The 16,283-nt window shown below is 45.3% G+C and carries 13 protein-coding genes; 9 read left to right on the top strand and 4 right to left on the bottom strand.

Translation table 11 applies throughout. From position 1 onward, the window contains the following. Window positions 1-535 precede the first annotated feature (535 nt). From ACZ2XM_RS13870 to ACZ2XM_RS13850, 5 genes are all read left to right on the top strand, one after another. Window positions 536-1,600 (top strand): TRAP transporter substrate-binding protein, encoded by a 1,065-nt coding sequence (locus ACZ2XM_RS13870; protein WP_490589565.1) that lies wholly within the window; start codon window positions 536-538, stop codon window positions 1,598-1,600. A 17-nt stretch (window positions 1,601-1,617) separates the two neighbouring features. Then, a complete protein-coding gene (locus ACZ2XM_RS13865) occupies window positions 1,618-2,145 on the top strand; it encodes a TRAP transporter small permease (RefSeq protein WP_490589566.1) in 528 nt (175 codons plus the stop codon). Further along, on the top strand, window positions 2,142-3,434 hold the full coding sequence (locus ACZ2XM_RS13860; protein ID WP_490589567.1) for a TRAP transporter large permease: 1,293 nt from the start codon (window positions 2,142-2,144) through the stop codon (window positions 3,432-3,434). Before ACZ2XM_RS13865 ends, ACZ2XM_RS13860 begins: the two co-directional genes overlap by 4 nt. A gap of 168 nt (window positions 3,435-3,602) precedes the next feature. Continuing rightward, the gene (locus ACZ2XM_RS13855; protein WP_490589568.1) at window positions 3,603-4,631 is read left to right on the top strand and encodes a 5'-nucleotidase; all 1,029 of its coding nucleotides are present in this window, start codon (window positions 3,603-3,605) and stop codon (window positions 4,629-4,631) included. An 18-nt stretch (window positions 4,632-4,649) separates the two neighbouring features. Beyond that, window positions 4,650-5,246, top strand: coding sequence for a rhomboid family intramembrane serine protease (locus ACZ2XM_RS13850; RefSeq protein ID WP_490589569.1), 597 nt, complete (start codon window positions 4,650-4,652; stop codon window positions 5,244-5,246). 70 nt (window positions 5,247-5,316) lie between these two features. On the opposite strand, the gene ACZ2XM_RS13845 is transcribed toward ACZ2XM_RS13850, so the two are convergent. From ACZ2XM_RS13845 to ACZ2XM_RS13835, 3 genes are all read right to left on the bottom strand, one after another. Next, entirely contained in the window at window positions 5,317-5,916 is a 600-nt protein-coding gene (locus ACZ2XM_RS13845) for a hypothetical protein (protein ID WP_490589570.1), read from the bottom strand. A 75-nt stretch (window positions 5,917-5,991) separates the two neighbouring features. Next, a complete protein-coding gene (locus ACZ2XM_RS13840; protein WP_490589571.1) occupies window positions 5,992-7,860 on the bottom strand; it encodes a sodium:solute symporter family protein in 1,869 nt (622 codons plus the stop codon). A gap of 3 nt (window positions 7,861-7,863) precedes the next feature. Then, complete coding sequence (locus ACZ2XM_RS13835; protein WP_490589572.1) at window positions 7,864-8,124, bottom strand: DUF4212 domain-containing protein; 261 nt, start codon at window positions 8,122-8,124, stop codon at window positions 7,864-7,866. A 1,034-nt stretch (window positions 8,125-9,158) separates the two neighbouring features. Between ACZ2XM_RS13835 and ACZ2XM_RS13830 the strand changes: the two genes are divergently transcribed. Continuing rightward, on the top strand, window positions 9,159-10,643 hold the full coding sequence (locus ACZ2XM_RS13830; RefSeq protein WP_490589573.1) for an alanine/glycine:cation symporter family protein: 1,485 nt from the start codon (window positions 9,159-9,161) through the stop codon (window positions 10,641-10,643). A gap of 137 nt (window positions 10,644-10,780) precedes the next feature. Here ACZ2XM_RS13830 and ACZ2XM_RS13825 read toward each other — a convergent pair whose 3' ends face one another. Beyond that, window positions 10,781-12,418, bottom strand: coding sequence for an electron transfer flavoprotein-ubiquinone oxidoreductase (locus ACZ2XM_RS13825; RefSeq protein ID WP_490589655.1), 1,638 nt, complete (start codon window positions 12,416-12,418; stop codon window positions 10,781-10,783). Window positions 12,419-13,119: 701 nt separating this feature from the next. Between ACZ2XM_RS13825 and ACZ2XM_RS13820 the strand changes: the two genes are divergently transcribed. From ACZ2XM_RS13820 to ACZ2XM_RS13810, 3 genes are all read left to right on the top strand, one after another. Continuing rightward, a complete protein-coding gene (locus tag ACZ2XM_RS13820) occupies window positions 13,120-13,869 on the top strand; it encodes a DUF1285 domain-containing protein (protein ID WP_490589574.1) in 750 nt (249 codons plus the stop codon). A 123-nt stretch (window positions 13,870-13,992) separates the two neighbouring features. Continuing rightward, on the top strand, window positions 13,993-14,874 hold the full coding sequence (gene murI, locus ACZ2XM_RS13815) for a glutamate racemase (RefSeq protein ID WP_490589575.1): 882 nt from the start codon (window positions 13,993-13,995) through the stop codon (window positions 14,872-14,874). 237 nt (window positions 14,875-15,111) lie between these two features. Beyond that, window positions 15,112-16,146, top strand: coding sequence for a DUF4062 domain-containing protein (locus ACZ2XM_RS13810; protein ID WP_490589576.1), 1,035 nt, complete (start codon window positions 15,112-15,114; stop codon window positions 16,144-16,146). Window positions 16,147-16,283 lie beyond the last annotated feature (137 nt).

Below are 16,283 nucleotides of genomic sequence, written 5' to 3'. Positions count from 1 at the left end.
ATACCCTGATTAGCCCCAACTAACTATGTTAGTTGGGGCTTTTCTTTGCCTATAGTTTCGTATTCCTAGCTCCAAATCACAAAGCCCCCAGTGCTACGCACTGGGGGCTTTGTTGTGTTTAAAATTTAATTATCTAAAGCTATTTGTTTTTTAAAATTATGTAGTTATCTGGACTAATTGACTGAAAATTATTTTTTTGTCTTAAAAGCCACCTTAGCTATAGCCTATTATTTGATGCAAAAAACACATTTGAACCTATAGTTATCTATAAACCAATAATCTCACAGAAAAACGTTAAAATGATTTGACTTATATCATTATAGTTGATATTTTGTAACTGTATCTTCAAAGGGACTTGAGGAAAACTGTTTGGCTGTGAGCTGTCAATATGGCTATATCATTGTTATTTTTACTAAAAAAATCACTATAGCTGGATATCTCTATATAAAAACATTAATAAAACCAGTCCTTTGTTTGTGGGCCAATTTTTATCTCTTAAGGCCTTCTCTTAGTTAATTATCAAAAGGAATTGATAATGAAATTCTTATCATCTTTGTCTATCGCCACTATCACTGCATTGGGTCTTTTGGGCTGCTCTAGCCCTTCTAGTAACGAGGCCGGCGCAGATGCAGCCACTACAGGCTCAGGTGAGGTCACTACTTTACGTTTCTCCCATTTTTGGCCAGCAACCTCATCGATCAACCAAGAGGTGTTTGAGCCGTGGGCCAAAAAAGTAGAAGCCGATTCTAACGGTCGTTTAAAAGTAGAGTTGTATCCTTCGGCCACGCTAAGTAAAGCTGACGTCACTTATGAAGCTGCGGTCAAAGGCACGGTCGATATTGGCTCTCAGGCGCATGGTTACACCAGTGGTCGCTTCCCTCTAACGCAAATCGCTGAATTGCCAGGCTTATCAGGGTCAGCTACACAGATGGGCTGTATTCTACAAACCCTTTATGAAGATGGCACTATCGCTAGTGAGTACGAAGACTCGCACATGTTGTTCATGTATGGCGCAGGCCCTGGTACTTTGCACACCACTAATAAACTCATTAAGACCCCTGAAGACATGAAAGGTATGCGTATTCGCCGTCCTTCAGCAGTCGCGGGTGACATTATTGAGAGCATGGGGGCCTCACCTGTCGGCTTACCGGCCAATGATATGTATACCTCGCTACAACGCGGTGTCGTCGATGGCCTCAGTTTCCCTTGGGAAGCGGTTACGACTTTCAAAATTGATGAAATCACCAAATATCATACCAACATTCCTTTTTACAGTTCCGCTTTGATGGTCACAATGAACCAAGGTGCCTATGACAAACTGCCTGATGACCTAAAAAAAGTGCTGGATGACAACTCAGGTATGGTTATGGCGAAGAAGGTTGGTGAAGTCTTTGATAAGCATGATCAAATGGCAATTCAAGCCGCTAGAGATAAAGGGGATGAGGTCATCGATATTCCAGACCCTCTTAATGATCCAGCTTGGAAAGGTCCTCTGCTAAAAGGCACAGAGAAATATCTTAGTGATGTGAAGCAGTTGGGCTTAGATTCTCAGGGTGTTTATGAGAAAGCCAAAGCGGCCAGTGCTGCCTGTAAGGTCTAACCTATTGGAGGTGACACATGGAATTTTTGGTCAAAATTAGTCACATCATTGCTAGGATATGCCAGTTCATTGGTGGCGTCAGTTTGGTCATCATTGTGCTGGTAACCATAGCCGATGTAGCCGCCCGTTACGTCTTCAAGCTCACCGGGGGTGAGCTTGGATTTACGGTTAAAGGTAGTGTGGAGATTGTCTCTTATTTTATGCTGTTTGCGCTGTTGGCCGCTTTTGCTGCCTTTGTAGAACGCTCACAAATTATAGTAGACGTCTTTACCCAAAAAATGCCGCGTTCTATCAAAGGCTACATGATGGGCGTCTTTATGATGGGCTTTTTTGTGATAGGTCTTGTATTTGCATGGGGCCTCTACGAGAGCGCTATTGATGCGGTCAAATTTGGTAAGGTAACGCAAGATCTTAGAGTTAGTATGATGCCTATCTATGGGTTAAGTGCCTTTCTAAGCCTGCTACTGGCTATTCGTGCTTTTATTGAATCTATTAATATTTTCAAAACGGGCGAGTTCTTTGATGCCGAGGAGACAGGCGCATGAGTCCAGAAATTATTGGTGGGATCGGTATCATATGCATGATTATATTGGTACTGGTTAGGGTTCCGGTTGCGCTCGCAATGTTAGGTGTCGGCTTAGTTGGGTTTGGCGTAGTCACTTCGCCCAGTGGCGCGCTACAGATGCTAAAAGATGTGCCGGTAGACGTATTAGCCAAATATGATTTTAGTGCCATTCCTCTGTTCGTTTTAATGGGAGTCTTTGCCGCTCACTCGGGCATGGCAGGTAAGCTTTTTGATGCTACTCGTACTATTTTCGGTGGGGTCAGGGGCAGTCTGGGTATAGCCGGCATTGGTTCCTCAGGGATCTTTGCGTCGATTTCAGGCTCATCTTTAGCCACTGCTTCGACGATGACGCGAGTGGCTTTACCCGAGATGGAAAAGTACGGTTATCAGCCTGGGTTTGCCTGCGGTATCTTAGCGGCAGGCGGTACCTTAGGTATCATGATTCCCCCAAGTATTGCGCTGCTGGTCTATGCTATTTTGACTCAGCAATCGGTAGGCGATATGTTTATCGCTGGCTTTATGCCGGGGATGTTGGGCATGGTCATGTACTCCATTACCGTGATGATTATGGTACGTTGGAAGCCGCATCTAGCACCGCGCGGTGAAAAGACCTCGTGGAAAGATAAGATAATATCCTTGACCGGTCTTATTCCTTTCAGCTTTATTTTTATCATTATTATTGCAGGTATTTTCTTTGGCTTATTTACCCCTACCGAAGGGGCAGCAGTGGGGGCATTTGTCTCTTGGGCCTATGCTGTATTTAAGGGAATGCGTTTTGCAGGCTTAAAGCAGTCACTGGTTGAGACCTTAGCTTTATCCGCTGTAATTTTCTTTATGTTATTAGGTGCTGAGGCGCTAGGGTATTTTATCTCTGTATCCCGCATGTCTTTTACCTTGGCGACTTGGATTGGTGGTTTAGCAGTTAGCCCATTGATTGTTTTAATCTGTATTTTAGTCATGTATTTCGTTTTAGGGCTATTCATGGATGCTTTGGCGATGCTAGTTATCACCATTCCCGTAGTATTCCCTATTATTCTAGCCTTAGGGTATGATCCGATTTGGTTTGGCGTCATTGCTGTCCTTACCGTTGAGTTGGGTCTAATTACCCCGCCTATGGGTATGAATATATTCGTAATTAAAGCTATGGCACCGCATATCAAGCTCGCTGATATGTTTAAGGGGGTAGCGCCTTTCATTGTCTCGGACTTGATTCGACTGATATTATTGATTGCGTTCCCAGTGATATCGTTGGGCTTGTTAAGCAAGTAGCTTTTAACAAGTAGTAAATCAGTAAGCCGTTATTAAGCAAAAAGCTACACTACTATCCCTTTATTCCGACCGTTTCTCCTGCCACATTGTTGTCACAACAATGTGGTTTTTTTTGCGCTAAGGGCGGTGGTATGATAGAAACTTTCAATAGATTACGGCCCTTATATTATGGCAATCGACCTTTCTAATACGCTGATCGTAGCCATATCAGCAAGCGCTTTGTTTGATATGAGTGAAACCAAACTGCATTTGCAGCATCTCGTCAAAAAAGACCCTATTACCGCTATCGATAAATTCCGTGCTTATATGCGTAAGCGGGAAAACGATCCGTTAAATACCGGAGCAGGCTATCCATTGATTCAGGCTTTACTGAATTTGAACAATTGCGGTGGCAAAGACCCTCAGGACTATGAAAATAATGCCCCCTTAATTGAAGTGGTGGTGGTGTCAAAAAATAGCCCTGATACCGGCATTCAAGTCCTCAATGCTATCCGCAGTCACAGTCTGTGTATTACCCGGTCCGCTTTCATTTCAGGCGGTCGGGTAGCCGACTATATTGCAGATTTTAAGGTGGATTTATTTTTGACCACCAATCGCGAAGACGCCCAACAAGTCGCTGATGCCAAAATCTGTGCCTGTGCCATCTTAGATGCAACGCCGGTCAATACTTATGAGCTAGATACCGAGCAACTGCGCATTGCTTTTGATGGTGATGCGGTGCTATTTGATGACTCAGGAGAGCTGCTCTATAAACAGCAGGGACTCAAAGCTTTTCATGATAGAGAGGCGGAGATGAGCGACTTGCCTATAGAGAAGGGCCCTTATGCTGAATTGCTGATTAAGTTGTCTAAGCTACAAAAACGTCTGCCCACGACCCTCACTTATAAACCTATTTGCATTGCCTTAGTGACCGCGCGTAATGCACCGGCAGATTTGCGGGCAATTAAAACCCTGCGAGAGTGGGGCGTGGATGTGGATATGGCTTTCTTTTTAGGCGGGTTAGAGAAGACCGCGGTACTCAAAACCTTTGCCCCACATATCTTTTTTGATGATTCTATTAAGCATATCGATGCGGCGCGTCATGTGGTGCCTTCAGCATTGGTGCCTTACCATTCCACCTCACTATTGCATAGCCCTGCCACGACCTCGGCCATACCGCCCCTGCTCAAGCCATTACGTAGTATTAAGGAGGCTTAAAACCGACCTATGAAAACTATGACTTGGCAAAATGTAATGACCTTAATCGGCCAGCGTATCAAGCAGGTCATTGACTTATACGTCGCAGTATTGCTCCCCATGTGGCTGCTGTACTTTTTGAACAGCACTGTGCTATTTGGGGCGTGGAATCGTTTGGGTATTATTCCGCGTAGCTTAGAGTTAAGTAGCCTTATCGGTGTGTTTGCTTCCTGGACGATGCATGGCAGTTTTGGTCACTTATTAGGCAATACTTTAGTCCTAGTACAAATCTTATTTTTATTTGGCTTATTTGAGCAGCGTGCCTACCGCACTGTATGGATTTTAATTATCGCTGCAGGTTTGATGACTTGGGGTTTAGGCTCGCCCTTCTCAATACATATCGGCGCCTCAGGCTTAGCTTTTGCTATGCTCGGCTTTATGATTGGTGGAGCAGTATTTGCCAGACGTTGGGGTTATCTAGCAGCCTGCCTCGTTATGGGCACTGGCTATTGGCTCACCATTAAGCAGGGTTTGATTCCACAAAGTGGCATCTCTTTTGCGGGGCATTTTGGCGGGCTGTGTGCGGGGTTGTTAATAGGCGCTAATTCTAAACATGAATATAAAAAAATACGCTAGCAGCTTGGATAGCAAGTGCTAGCGCTATATCTCTCTTAGAAAGCGAATGCTTGCAACTTTACCAGTCAATCTATTTGCAGACCGCTATAAACAGCGGGTCTTCGCTAGTAAGCGTTACCCAGTTAAGATTATCTAGATTGCTGGCGCTGTTGGGGATACGGTTGGCATTCGCATCGTTAGTTTCAGCCGGATCTCGCATCCCTGGCGGCAGGTAATCTGCTCGGCGTCCATTGCCACAATCAATAACTTGAGGGATGCGCTTGGTACTCATGCGACGCTCAAACAGGTAAATATTGACCAGTTTGACTTGAGGGTCGGCTTTAGAGGCATGCGCCTGTCCAACGTCTGCCGCCATAAAACGCACAACTTGCGGTGTCAAATAAGACCAGGGACGATACCAAGAGGTCTCGGCAATATCCTTAACCACTTCCACACCGGCTGGCAGCTTGGCGACTTCTTGCTTATACCAATTGTATTCTTGATGAATCTGAAAGGCGAAAATACCAATTGCGGCAAATAGAGGAATCAGCCATTTAGGCGCCTGAAACCCTGCTAATTTAGATAAATGTCTGATAATAAGCGCGATACCTGCCATACCAAACGCAGCTGCAAGCGTCGCAATAAATTCATAAACCATTAGGTATTTTTCCTCTACTGAAATAAAAATCACCCATAAGTCCTAACAACTTATGAGTGATATGATTATAGAACGATTTGGCTATCAATAGACCAGCTTTTGCTGTGATTAGTGATCTATTGCACCACCTGCACCGCGTGGATAACGGACACTTTCTACTAATTGTTGGATCTCTAAAGGTGGCGCTTTGGTCATCATAGACACTATGAAGGCGACGATGAAGTTAAGCAGGGCACCAATAGCACCGAACGATAGCGGAGAGATACCGAATAACCAGTATTGCTCAGTGTCCGGTAGGTTAGCAGTACCGGAAATGAAGAACCAGCCTTTGTAAACAAAGATGTAGACTAAGGTAGTGAGGAGACCTGTTAACATACCAGCGACCGCACCATGATTGTTAATACGCTTAGAGAAGATACCCATCATCAGCGCAGGGAACAACGAGGCACCGGCAATACCGAAGGCGAGGGCGACCACCTGTGCGGCAAAACCTGGCGGGTTAATCCCGAGCCAAGTCGCTACTACAATCGCAACCCCCATAGCGACACGGGCAGCCATCAGCTCGCCTTTATCAGTGATATTAGGGTTGATATGGCCTTTAATTAAGTCGTGACTAATGGCTGAAGAGATAGCAAGGAGCAGACCGGCGGCAGTAGATAGCGCGGCTGCGAGACCACCTGCTGCGATCAAACCAATGACCCAAGGTGGTAGATTAGCAATCTCTGGGTTGGCCAATACTAGGATGTCATTATTCACATCAAGTTCGTTACCCGCCCAACCAGCATCAGCGAATTTACCATCATTTTCAGCAGCATGGGCTGTACGTGCAGTCTCTACAGCGGTAGTCGCTGCACCGACGTCACCGCCTTCCGTTTGTGCATTGGTTAAGGCAAGCTCAGCAGCACCAAGACCACTGTCGTTATACATCTGGATACGGCCATCGTTATTGAGGTCGTTATACTTGATTAGACCCGTGTCTTCCCAAGTTTTCATCCAGTCAGGACGTTGCTCGTAATTAATAGCAGGCTCATTAACCCCTTGTGGATAGATAGTGTCGATAAGGTTTAGACGCGCCATAGCACCAACAGCAGGGGCTGTGAAGTAAAGCAACGCGATGAATACTAGCGCCCAACCTGCTGACCAGCGAGCATCGGCAACTTTAGGAACAGTGAAAAAGCGAATGATGACGTGAGGGAGACCCGCAGTACCAATCATGAGTGATAAAGTGAATAGCACCATGTTAAGTTTGTTTGGCACATCAGCGGTATAGGCAGCAAAGCCTAAATCCGTTACGACTTGATCCAGTTTAGTTAATAGAGGCACACCAGCTTCAGTGTGGGTTGAGAACAAACCAAACGCTGGGATTGGATTGTCTGTCAACTGCAAAGAGATAAAGACCGCAGGAATGGTATAGGCCACGATAAGCACCACATACTGCGCTACCTGCGTATAAGTAATCCCTTTCATGCCGCCCAGTACTGCATAGAAGAAAACGACGACTGCAGCAATCAACAAGCCAGTAGTGTTTTCAACTTCTAAGAAGCGCGAGAAGGCCACCCCAGCCCCAGTCATCTGCCCGATAACATAGGTGGTAGAAGCCAAAATCAAACAAACTACCGCCACTAGAGCCGCGGTTTTGGAGTAGAATCGGTCCCCGATAAAGGCAGGTACGGTGAATTTACCAAACTTACGTAAGTAAGGAGCAAGTAGCATGGCTAAGAGCACATAGCCCCCGGTCCAACCCATCAAATAACTAGAAGTGGCATAACCGCCAGCGGCCAAGATACCAGCCATAGAGATGAAAGACGCGGCACTCATCCAGTCCGCGCCCGTAGCCATACCGTTCAAAATAGGGTGAACGCCACCCCCTGCCACATAAAATTCACTGGTAGAGCCTGCGCGCGCCCAAATAGCAATCCCAAAATATAAGGCAAAAGATAAGCCCACAAAGATAATATTAATAGCAAATTGACTCATGGGCTACTCCTCGTCAAGGCCATATTTTTTATCTAGCTGGTTCATACGCCAGGCATAGAAAAAAATGATTATTATGAAGAAAATAATGGAACCTTGCTGAGCGAACCAAAAGCCTAAATCAGTACCACCAATGGCAATACCGGCTAATAAGGGTCTAAGCAAGATGCCAAAACCGTATGAGACGAGCGCCCATACGAAGAGACAGCCGAAAATGAGGCGGACGTTGGCTTTCCAATATCCAGATGGGTCGGTGTTATGATCCATAAGACAACTCCTTTTGTCTGATAAATAAAAATGAGCCCTTTATACCCTAAAAATTTCAGTAATACAGTAAGCTCGAGACAGCTATATACATAGCTTTACTACTTCTACTTTCTTAACTTATTGCAGCGATGTTTGACTACGATTTCTAAAAATTATTTTAATGGCTAGGCAAAAACTATAACGCAAAAGGAACTATGAGCGCTGCCCATAAGACAGCGATACTCTACAAAAGTTGTTTTGGAAAAATAAGAGGTAGTGCAATAGAGGGAAATAACATGACAACTCCTTTGTCAATTGTGGTCTCTGAGCATCCTAGCGAGAGCATACACTGTGATAATAGCCAATTTTAAAAGGGTAACTGGTCTAATCCCAAGCAAAATTTTTTATCTATTAGACTTAATTAATTTACCCAAGCGCTTTTACGTAGTTGATTAGGCTTGAATTTAGCTTAATTGCTACTGGACTATCATTAGTGTTATCACAGTGTATCATTTTAGTCACAAAATTCAGTATTTATCAACAAAATAGTTTTAGATTTTGTATTTTGTTAAAGAATTAAAATATTTTCTATAAACTAGTGTTTATTTTTTAAATAAGAATGATTATCGAAATTAGTATAGATTAGTTAAATATATTTTAATAGTCTTATTATTAATAATAATACTAAGATGGATTTAAAAATCTCTGTTTTTTAGTGTCAAGCAAAGCATTAACTGCGTTTCAGTTTGCTTGCAGCCTGCCTGCAATAAAACTTGGAATGAATAAAACCCTTGTTTACCCTAGCGTAACAAGTTATAAAGCTCGGTATGGGGCAACCTGGCATTTAGGCCTGTTTTTATTTGGTAGCACTGAGCGCTATTTTTATAGCAAAAACATTCTGTTAAAGGGTTTTGACTAAGTTGGCGTAATCCAGAGTCTTAATAAGTGCTTAACAGGCTTAACAGGCTTAACAGGGTTTTTAGGGCATTAAATAGGTATAACGGCCGCTAGACTTGACCACACATTTTATAAAACCGTTACAAAAGGACAAACTTATGTTTGATTGGTTTAATAGTTTTGTCAGTTATGGCAATAGCTTTATTTGGGGTAACGATAACTGGGTGCTGTTAAATAATCCTTGGTTGGGGATTTTAGTCTTCGTACTTATCGGTGCCGGTTTATATTTCACTATCGCCACTCGTTTTATTCAGTTCCGTCATTTTGGTCATATGTGGAGCTTACTACGCACCTCAGGGCAGGGCCGTAAAGATGGGGGTATCAGCTCCTTTGAAGCATTGATGACCTCTTTGGCTGCACGGGTGGGTACCGGTAACCTAGCGGGCGTCGCCATTGCTATCTATATTGGTGGGCCTGGTGCAGTATTTTGGATGTGGATGACAGCTATCATCGGTATGTCGACCAGTTTCATTGAGTCCACTCTCGCGCAAGCGTATAAGGTTCCGCATACGGACAATGTCTATCGTGGTGGACCGGCCTATTATATTGAGCGTGGTCTAGGCCAACGTTGGATGGCGATTTTCTTTTCGCTGTGTTTATTGGTCGCGTTTGGCTTAGCCTTTAACGGGGTTCAGTCTAATACTATTGCGCTAGCGACCAACGAAGCGTTTGGCGTGCCTACTTGGGTTACCGGCCTAGTGTTGGTTGCCTTAGTCGCTCCTGTTGTCTTTGGTGGGCTGCGTTCAGTCGCCCGAGTCGCGGGTAAAGTCGTCCCGGTCATGGCTATCCTTTATATCTTGTTAGCGCTCTATATTATCGCTACCAACTTTTCTCAGTTTCCTGCAGCCATTGCTCATATTGTGAAATCAGCGTTTGGTTTTGAACAAGCCGCGGGCGGTGTACTGGGCTATGGTATTGCCCAAGCTATGATTAACGGTATCAAGCGGGGTCTATTCTCTAACGAAGCCGGTATGGGCTCAGCACCAAACGCCGCTGCTACTGCTAAGAGTCATCCGGACCATCCTGCCGTACAGGGCTTTATGCAGATGCTGGGTGTGTTTATGGATACGCTCGTTATTTGTACCGCTACCGCCTCTATCATCATTCTTTCGGGCGTGGTCAATCCTGAAGTTGAACAAGAAGGCATTCAGTTGACGCAATTGGCCTTATCGCAGTTTGTTGGCGATTGGGGTATTATTTTCGTCGCGATTGCTATTTTCTTCTTCTCATTCACCTCTATTATCGCCAACTATAGCTACGGTGAGTCCAACCTAGAGTTTATCTCAGGCGATAAAAATGCCAAAGTCTCTATCATGGTGTTTAGATTTTTAGTATTGGGAATGGTGTTTGTTGGGTCTATTGCTAGCCTACCCGCTATCTGGAACTTCGCCGATCTGTCGATGGGTCTAATGGCCATTACCAACTTAGTCGCTATCGTCTTGCTGTCTCCGGTGGCTTTCCGTATCTTGAAAGATTACGAGCGTCAGGTGAAAGAGGGCAAAACCCCCGATCAAATCAAATTTGACCCAGACAATTTTGTGAAATTAAAAGATGAAGCCAACCGTGATGCTTGGAATGACTAAGCTATAAGTGGTTGCTAAACCAAGATTGCTGGCTAAGCTAAACGAAGTGCTATAAAAAAACCCCGCTCAATTATGAATGGGGTTTTTCATTGCTAGGCAGTCACTGATTGAAGACAATAACCAGTTAACAGCAGCTGTTACATATTAGGATAGTTTGGACCACCGCCGCCTTCTGGCGATACCCAAGTGATGTTCTGGGCAGGGTCTTTGATATCACAAGTTTTACAATGCACACAGTTTTGCGCGTTAATCACAAACTTCGCGCCTTCAGCATCTCGTACCACTTCATAAACGCCAGCTGGGCAATAGAGACGCGCCGGCTCAGCATAAAGTGGCAAGTTGATTTGAATAGGCACGGTAGGATCAGTTAGCTTTAGATGGCAAGGCTGATTCTCTGCATGGTTGGTATTCGAGACGAATACCGAAGATAACTTATCAAAGGTCAGCTTACCGTCTGGTTTTGGATATTCTGGCTGATAGGCATGCGCGGCACGCTCTAACTGATCAAAGTCAGGTTGGTTATCATGCAGCGTCAAAGGCATTTTACCGCCAAGCAGGTTATGCTCGATAAAGGTAAACGCGCCGCCCATAAAGAGGCCCATACGGTGAATGGCTGGCGAGAAGTTACGCGATTCATAGTTGTCTTCATACAACCAAGAGTTTTTATAACTGGTCGCATATTCCCCCACTTCGTCATGCTCACGACCGGCTTGTACAGCAGCAAAAATAGCTTCTGCAGCCAGCATGCCCGACTTCATAGAAGTGTGCGTGCCTTTAATCTTTGCAGGGTTTAAGAAACCTGCATCATCACCTACCAAGACGCCGCCTGGGAAAGTGAATTTCGGTAGCGAGTTTAAACCACCTTTTACCAAAGCACGGGCGCCGTAAGACAAACGCTTACCGCCTTCTAGGACCGCTTTAATGACCGGGTGGGTCTTAAGACGCTGCATCTCATCAAATGGCGAGACATAAGGGTTGTGGTAAGACAAATCGACCACGAGGCCAAAGCTGACTTGGTTATTTTCGTCTTGATATAACCACCAACCACCGGTAGAGCCGGTTTCAGTCAACGGCCAACCTAGGCCGTGCATGACTACACCTTGCTCATGCTTAGCAGGGTCTACTTCCCACAGCTCTTTTAGTCCAATACCATAATGCTGAGCATCGGCATCTTTATCTAGAGCAAAGCGGCTGATTAGGCGCTTGCCTAAATGACCACGGCAACCTTCGGCAAAGATAGTATATTTAGCAAGTAGCTCATAGCCTGGCTCATAGCTAGACTTTTCTGAACCATCTTCTGCTACGCCCATATCACCGGTCAACACTCCTTTGACAGAGCCATCGCTGTTGTACAGGATGTCAGAAGCTGGGAAGCCTGGGAACATCATGACCTCTAGCTCTTCGGCTTGCTCTGCCATCCAGCGCACGACGTTGCCTAATGAGACAATATAGTTGCCGTCATTATGCATAGGGGCAGGGACGAGTGAATCAGGAACCTTCATCGAGCGGGTCGCTGAATTTAAGTAGTACACTCTATCTTCTACTGCAGGGACGTTCAGCGGGGCGCCTTTTTCTTTCCAATCAGGGATCAGCTCATCTAAAGCGCGGGTTTCGATGACCGCACCTGATAGCGTATGGGCACCGAACTCAGAGCCTTTTTCGACGACACAGACCATGAACTCGTCTTGGCCGGCAGCGATAGCTAATTGACGCAAACGAATGGCTGCAGCCAGTCCAGAAGGACCACCGCCGACAATGATGACATCGAATTCCATAGATTCACGTTCGACTTCAGGCTCAGGCTCTTGCACTGGCTCTACAGCCGCTTCTACTGCGGTAGTAACTTCTTCAGACTCAGGCACTATTACAGGGGTTTCTGTTGCCACCGTCTCGTCTAGTGCCACGGTATCTACTGCCTGCGAGGTCTCCACAGGAGTATCGACTGCGGGGGTCTTGTTGACCGACTCGTTGGTATCTTGCTCTTGCATAAAGACTCCTAAACTTTTGGTGGCTTATCTGATGGCTGCCAAAGGAGGCGCACTAAGCCGAGCTAATTTGTACATTATCGCGGCATTGTAGCGGATAATTGAGCTGTTGTTGCGAGTATAATAGCGCAAAGAGGCTCAACCACTACTAGGACGATGCTGACAAATGCACTGCTGCAGGCGAGTTATCCTAAAGATATTTATCTAAAAGACGGTTGTTTTAAAGATAAGTCGCTACTGTCAGGGTGATAAAAACTACGGCGAAAAAAAACGTTACTCATTATAAAAGAAAAGTCCTACAAACACGATACGATTTTGTCAATAACAGTGCTATGGTAATTGCCATCAACGGTATTTATATCAGTCTATTGTTCATTACAGCTGCTTTATAATCGTCTTAGTGAGCGCCTAAATAGCTAGTAACTAAGACTTAAATCTCGGTTGTGCGAATAAATAGCCTACTGCCATTCCTCATTGATAGGACCAAAGTTATGAGCGATTCATCCGTTAGTAGTGAAAATAATGATAAAGAAAACAATGGTTTAAAGTCTTTGGATGGTTTAAGTCAGTATTTAAAAGCCCAAGCAGGTACCCGTGAAGGCCGCGCTATTCCTCCATTAGAGAAGTGGCATCCTACCAATATAGAGGATATCGATATCGTCATTAAGGCGAATGGCGAGTGGTGGCATGAAGGCACCCTGATGACTAGGCAGTCATTGGTAAGCTTGTTTGCCAGTATTCTTTGGACAGAGAAAAATAGTGCGGGTGCCGCCGAGTTTTATCTAAAAACACCTGTCCAAATGCTGCGTATCCGCGTTGAAGATGCGCCATTATTAATCAATGATGTGGGTGTCGTAGTGGAAGAGGGCGTTAATTGGTTGGAATTTACCACGACGACTGGCGATGTGGTGCGCCTTGATAAAGACCATGCTATTACGCTACAAGAGTATCAACCCGTAGCTGTCAGCGCTACCGATTCTGAAAATGCAGATTCTGAAAATGCAGACTCTACAAGCCTAGACTCTAAAAGCATAGGAACTGCCGCAACCCCAGCCGCTCAGCCGCAAGTTCGTCCCTATATGACGGTTAGAAATAACCTGACGGCGTTGATTGGGCGCAATGCTTTTTATCATTTGACTGAATTGGGTGAGTTGTCAGAGCAAGCTGGCGAGACTGTTTTGACGCTGTACAGTGGTGGTGACAGTTATACAGTAGCGGTGCCTACTGACCCTGCCGCTTAAAGCGCTGCTGCCTACGCTATGTTATGACATCAACTCGCACTGCCCTCGACCAGCGTGTCGGCAGGGCTTTCGTTATTATATTTGCTTTCGCTACCATGATTTATTTAGAAGGATTTTGCCCGTGTGTCCGTTGTGAGCCCTAGTCCAATTGCCTCGTCAGTGGCACCCATCGGTCTGTTTGATTCAGGCGTCGGCGGGTTGTCCGTCTATTTGCATTTAGCCCAGCAGTTGCCGAATGAGCAGTATATTTATTATGCTGATACGCTCAATGTCCCCTATGGGACGCGCAGTAGCGAGGAAATTTATCGCTTTACTTTGCAGGCTGTAGAGTGGCTGTATAGCCAAGGCTGCAAGCTCATTGTGATCGCTTGCAACAGTGCCTCGGCCCATGCTTTAGAGGCCGTGCGAGCCCTATATCCTGATGTGCCTATCGTGGGTTTGGTGCCGGCGCTTAAGCCTGCGGTGTTAGCGAGTCAAAGTAAGCATGTGGCAGTGTTGGCTACGCAAGCGACTCTCAATGGGAAACTGCTGAATCAAGTGATTGCGGAGATTGCTGAACCGGCGAGTACAACGGTGACCAAATGCTTTGACCCGCAATTGGTCCCGTGGATAGAGGCGGGGATGCCGCTGCAAGATAAAACGGCGCTGAGTCTCAGCGAGAAAATGCGGCATTTTCATCAACTGGGCGTCGACTACTTAGTCTTAGGCTGTACCCATTACCCCTTTTTTAAACCGCTACTTGAAGACCAGATTGCGCGTGAAAACTTGCATATCACTATAGTAGATTCGGGTGCTGCTATTGCTGCGCGGGTCCAGCAACTGTTAGCAATAGGGCAGTCAGCCGCGCCTAAACCTACTGCCTATAGTCCGCTAAAGACGGCGCCTAATCTGAAGTTCTATGCCAGTCAATATAATAAGGCGCTTGGAGAGTTGGTGACAGCCTTGGTACAGCATCCTATAGAGCTATTGAATGAAGACGACTGCCTAATCAAAAACCCTGCCTAATTGAAATTTAGGGGAGAATAAATACCGTTTATCCTCCCTTAAACCGCCAGCCCATTCCAAACAAGCTCCTATTTCAACCTTTTACCCCATGATTTGGGGTTTTTGGTCTTTTCTCGTGGTAGAATCTGATGGCAAATAGCTCTAGTTCACGACTGTTCTTGAGGCATAATGAGGCTCAGTAACAGGGAGTGCTATTCCTTATGTTTCTTAAAATCCTACTACAGGCTAGAGGTCATCGTGTTAAATCGTCGCCATCACATTCACGTCTCTTGTACGGCAGATGCTGCGCCTGAGCTACTAGATAAGCTAGCGCTATTTTTTAACCGACAAGCTTTTTTGACCTATGATTTACTCAGCCGCCATCCCCAAGCGCCCAGTTATAGCCACCGCTGTATCGAGCAATGTGACTATCTAATTTTATTAATCACGGACAGTTATGGTGAGCTTAATAATACCGGCGTCAGTCAAATGCACCTCAGCTACGTTTATGCCAAAACTAAGAAAAAGCCTATTTTGGCCCTGATGAAGGTGCAGCCAGAGTCGACGCCACTACCGCAAAAATTGCATGACTTTATTACTTTAATAGCTCAGCATATTACCTATACTCGTTATTTCGATGAGCAAACAGACTTGTCGGCTTTACTGGCCAAAGCTTATGCTGATCTCAAAATGAACTATCCTAGCTTAGGATGGCAGCACGCTAGTGACAGCGATAACGATAACGACAGCGATAATGATGATGAGGAACTCAATGTTCCCACTAAGACCAAAACGTCAGCGCTACCCAATCGTAGCGAGGACAGTCCGACTACAGTAGCCTCCGCGCCTATACAGCAGACCAGTGCGCCGATAGATATAGATTTAGATAAAAGTATTACGCTGCAATATACGGCCCATGCTTATGCTGAGGGCAATCTGAGCGAAGTAAAAATGGTGGCTTATGTGCGTTGGTTCAATATATTAGAGGCACTAGTGAACACGCCTATGCCCTTTAGTCGTTACAGTTTGCACCGTTGTTTAAATAATATTGTGTCGCAGACGGCTGAGCAAGGTATTAAGGACAGTATGCCGCAGGTGCATGCTGTATCGCGCTGCCAAGTCATAGCTAGCGACTTAGAAAAAGTGCAAAAGACCTTAATCTATGCAAATTTAATTACTATGCTGCCTACCAGTATGCGCCAGTTCCGTGAGATGTGGGAAGTGACCGCAGAAGCTAAAGAATTGCTGAAAAAAAAGCAGCTCTCTAACTTAGGCGTGGTGTCTGAGCCCTAACATTAGGCATTGCGTATGGGCTCTGGCGAAGTCCAATAACGGCCCCATTTTTATTATATACCTGCTCGGTTTTAGCTAAGAACCTATTACTATTCTTACAAATTTACCTTTGAGTCTCTGAGCAAGATTTGTTTCAC

Source organism: Psychrobacter sp. CoH-33_TS_01, assembly GCF_058189395.1.
This window is presented reverse-complemented; position numbering and strand designations above follow the sequence as displayed.

What these genes read in the sequence shown, in the direction of transcription:
- ACZ2XM_RS13870 (WP_490589565.1), top strand. Translation starts at nt 536, where the DNA reads ATGAAATTCTTATCATCTTTGTCTATCGCCACTATCACTGCATTGGGT.
- ACZ2XM_RS13865 (WP_490589566.1), top strand. Translation starts at nt 1,618, where the DNA reads ATGGAATTTTTGGTCAAAATTAGTCACATCATTGCTAGGATATGCCAG.
- ACZ2XM_RS13860 (WP_490589567.1), top strand. Translation starts at nt 2,142, where the DNA reads ATGAGTCCAGAAATTATTGGTGGGATCGGTATCATATGCATGATTATA.
- ACZ2XM_RS13855 (WP_490589568.1), top strand. Translation starts at nt 3,603, where the DNA reads ATGGCAATCGACCTTTCTAATACGCTGATCGTAGCCATATCAGCAAGC.
- ACZ2XM_RS13850 (WP_490589569.1), top strand. Translation starts at nt 4,650, where the DNA reads ATGACTTGGCAAAATGTAATGACCTTAATCGGCCAGCGTATCAAGCAG.
- ACZ2XM_RS13840 (WP_490589571.1), bottom strand. Translation starts at nt 7,860, where the DNA reads ATGAGTCAATTTGCTATTAATATTATCTTTGTGGGCTTATCTTTTGCC.
- ACZ2XM_RS13835 (WP_490589572.1), bottom strand. Translation starts at nt 8,124, where the DNA reads ATGGATCATAACACCGACCCATCTGGATATTGGAAAGCCAACGTCCGC.
- ACZ2XM_RS13830 (WP_490589573.1), top strand. Translation starts at nt 9,159, where the DNA reads ATGTTTGATTGGTTTAATAGTTTTGTCAGTTATGGCAATAGCTTTATT.
- ACZ2XM_RS13825 (WP_490589655.1), bottom strand. Translation starts at nt 12,418, where the DNA reads ATGGAATTCGATGTCATCATTGTCGGCGGTGGTCCTTCTGGACTGGCT.
- ACZ2XM_RS13820 (WP_490589574.1), top strand. Translation starts at nt 13,120, where the DNA reads ATGAGCGATTCATCCGTTAGTAGTGAAAATAATGATAAAGAAAACAAT.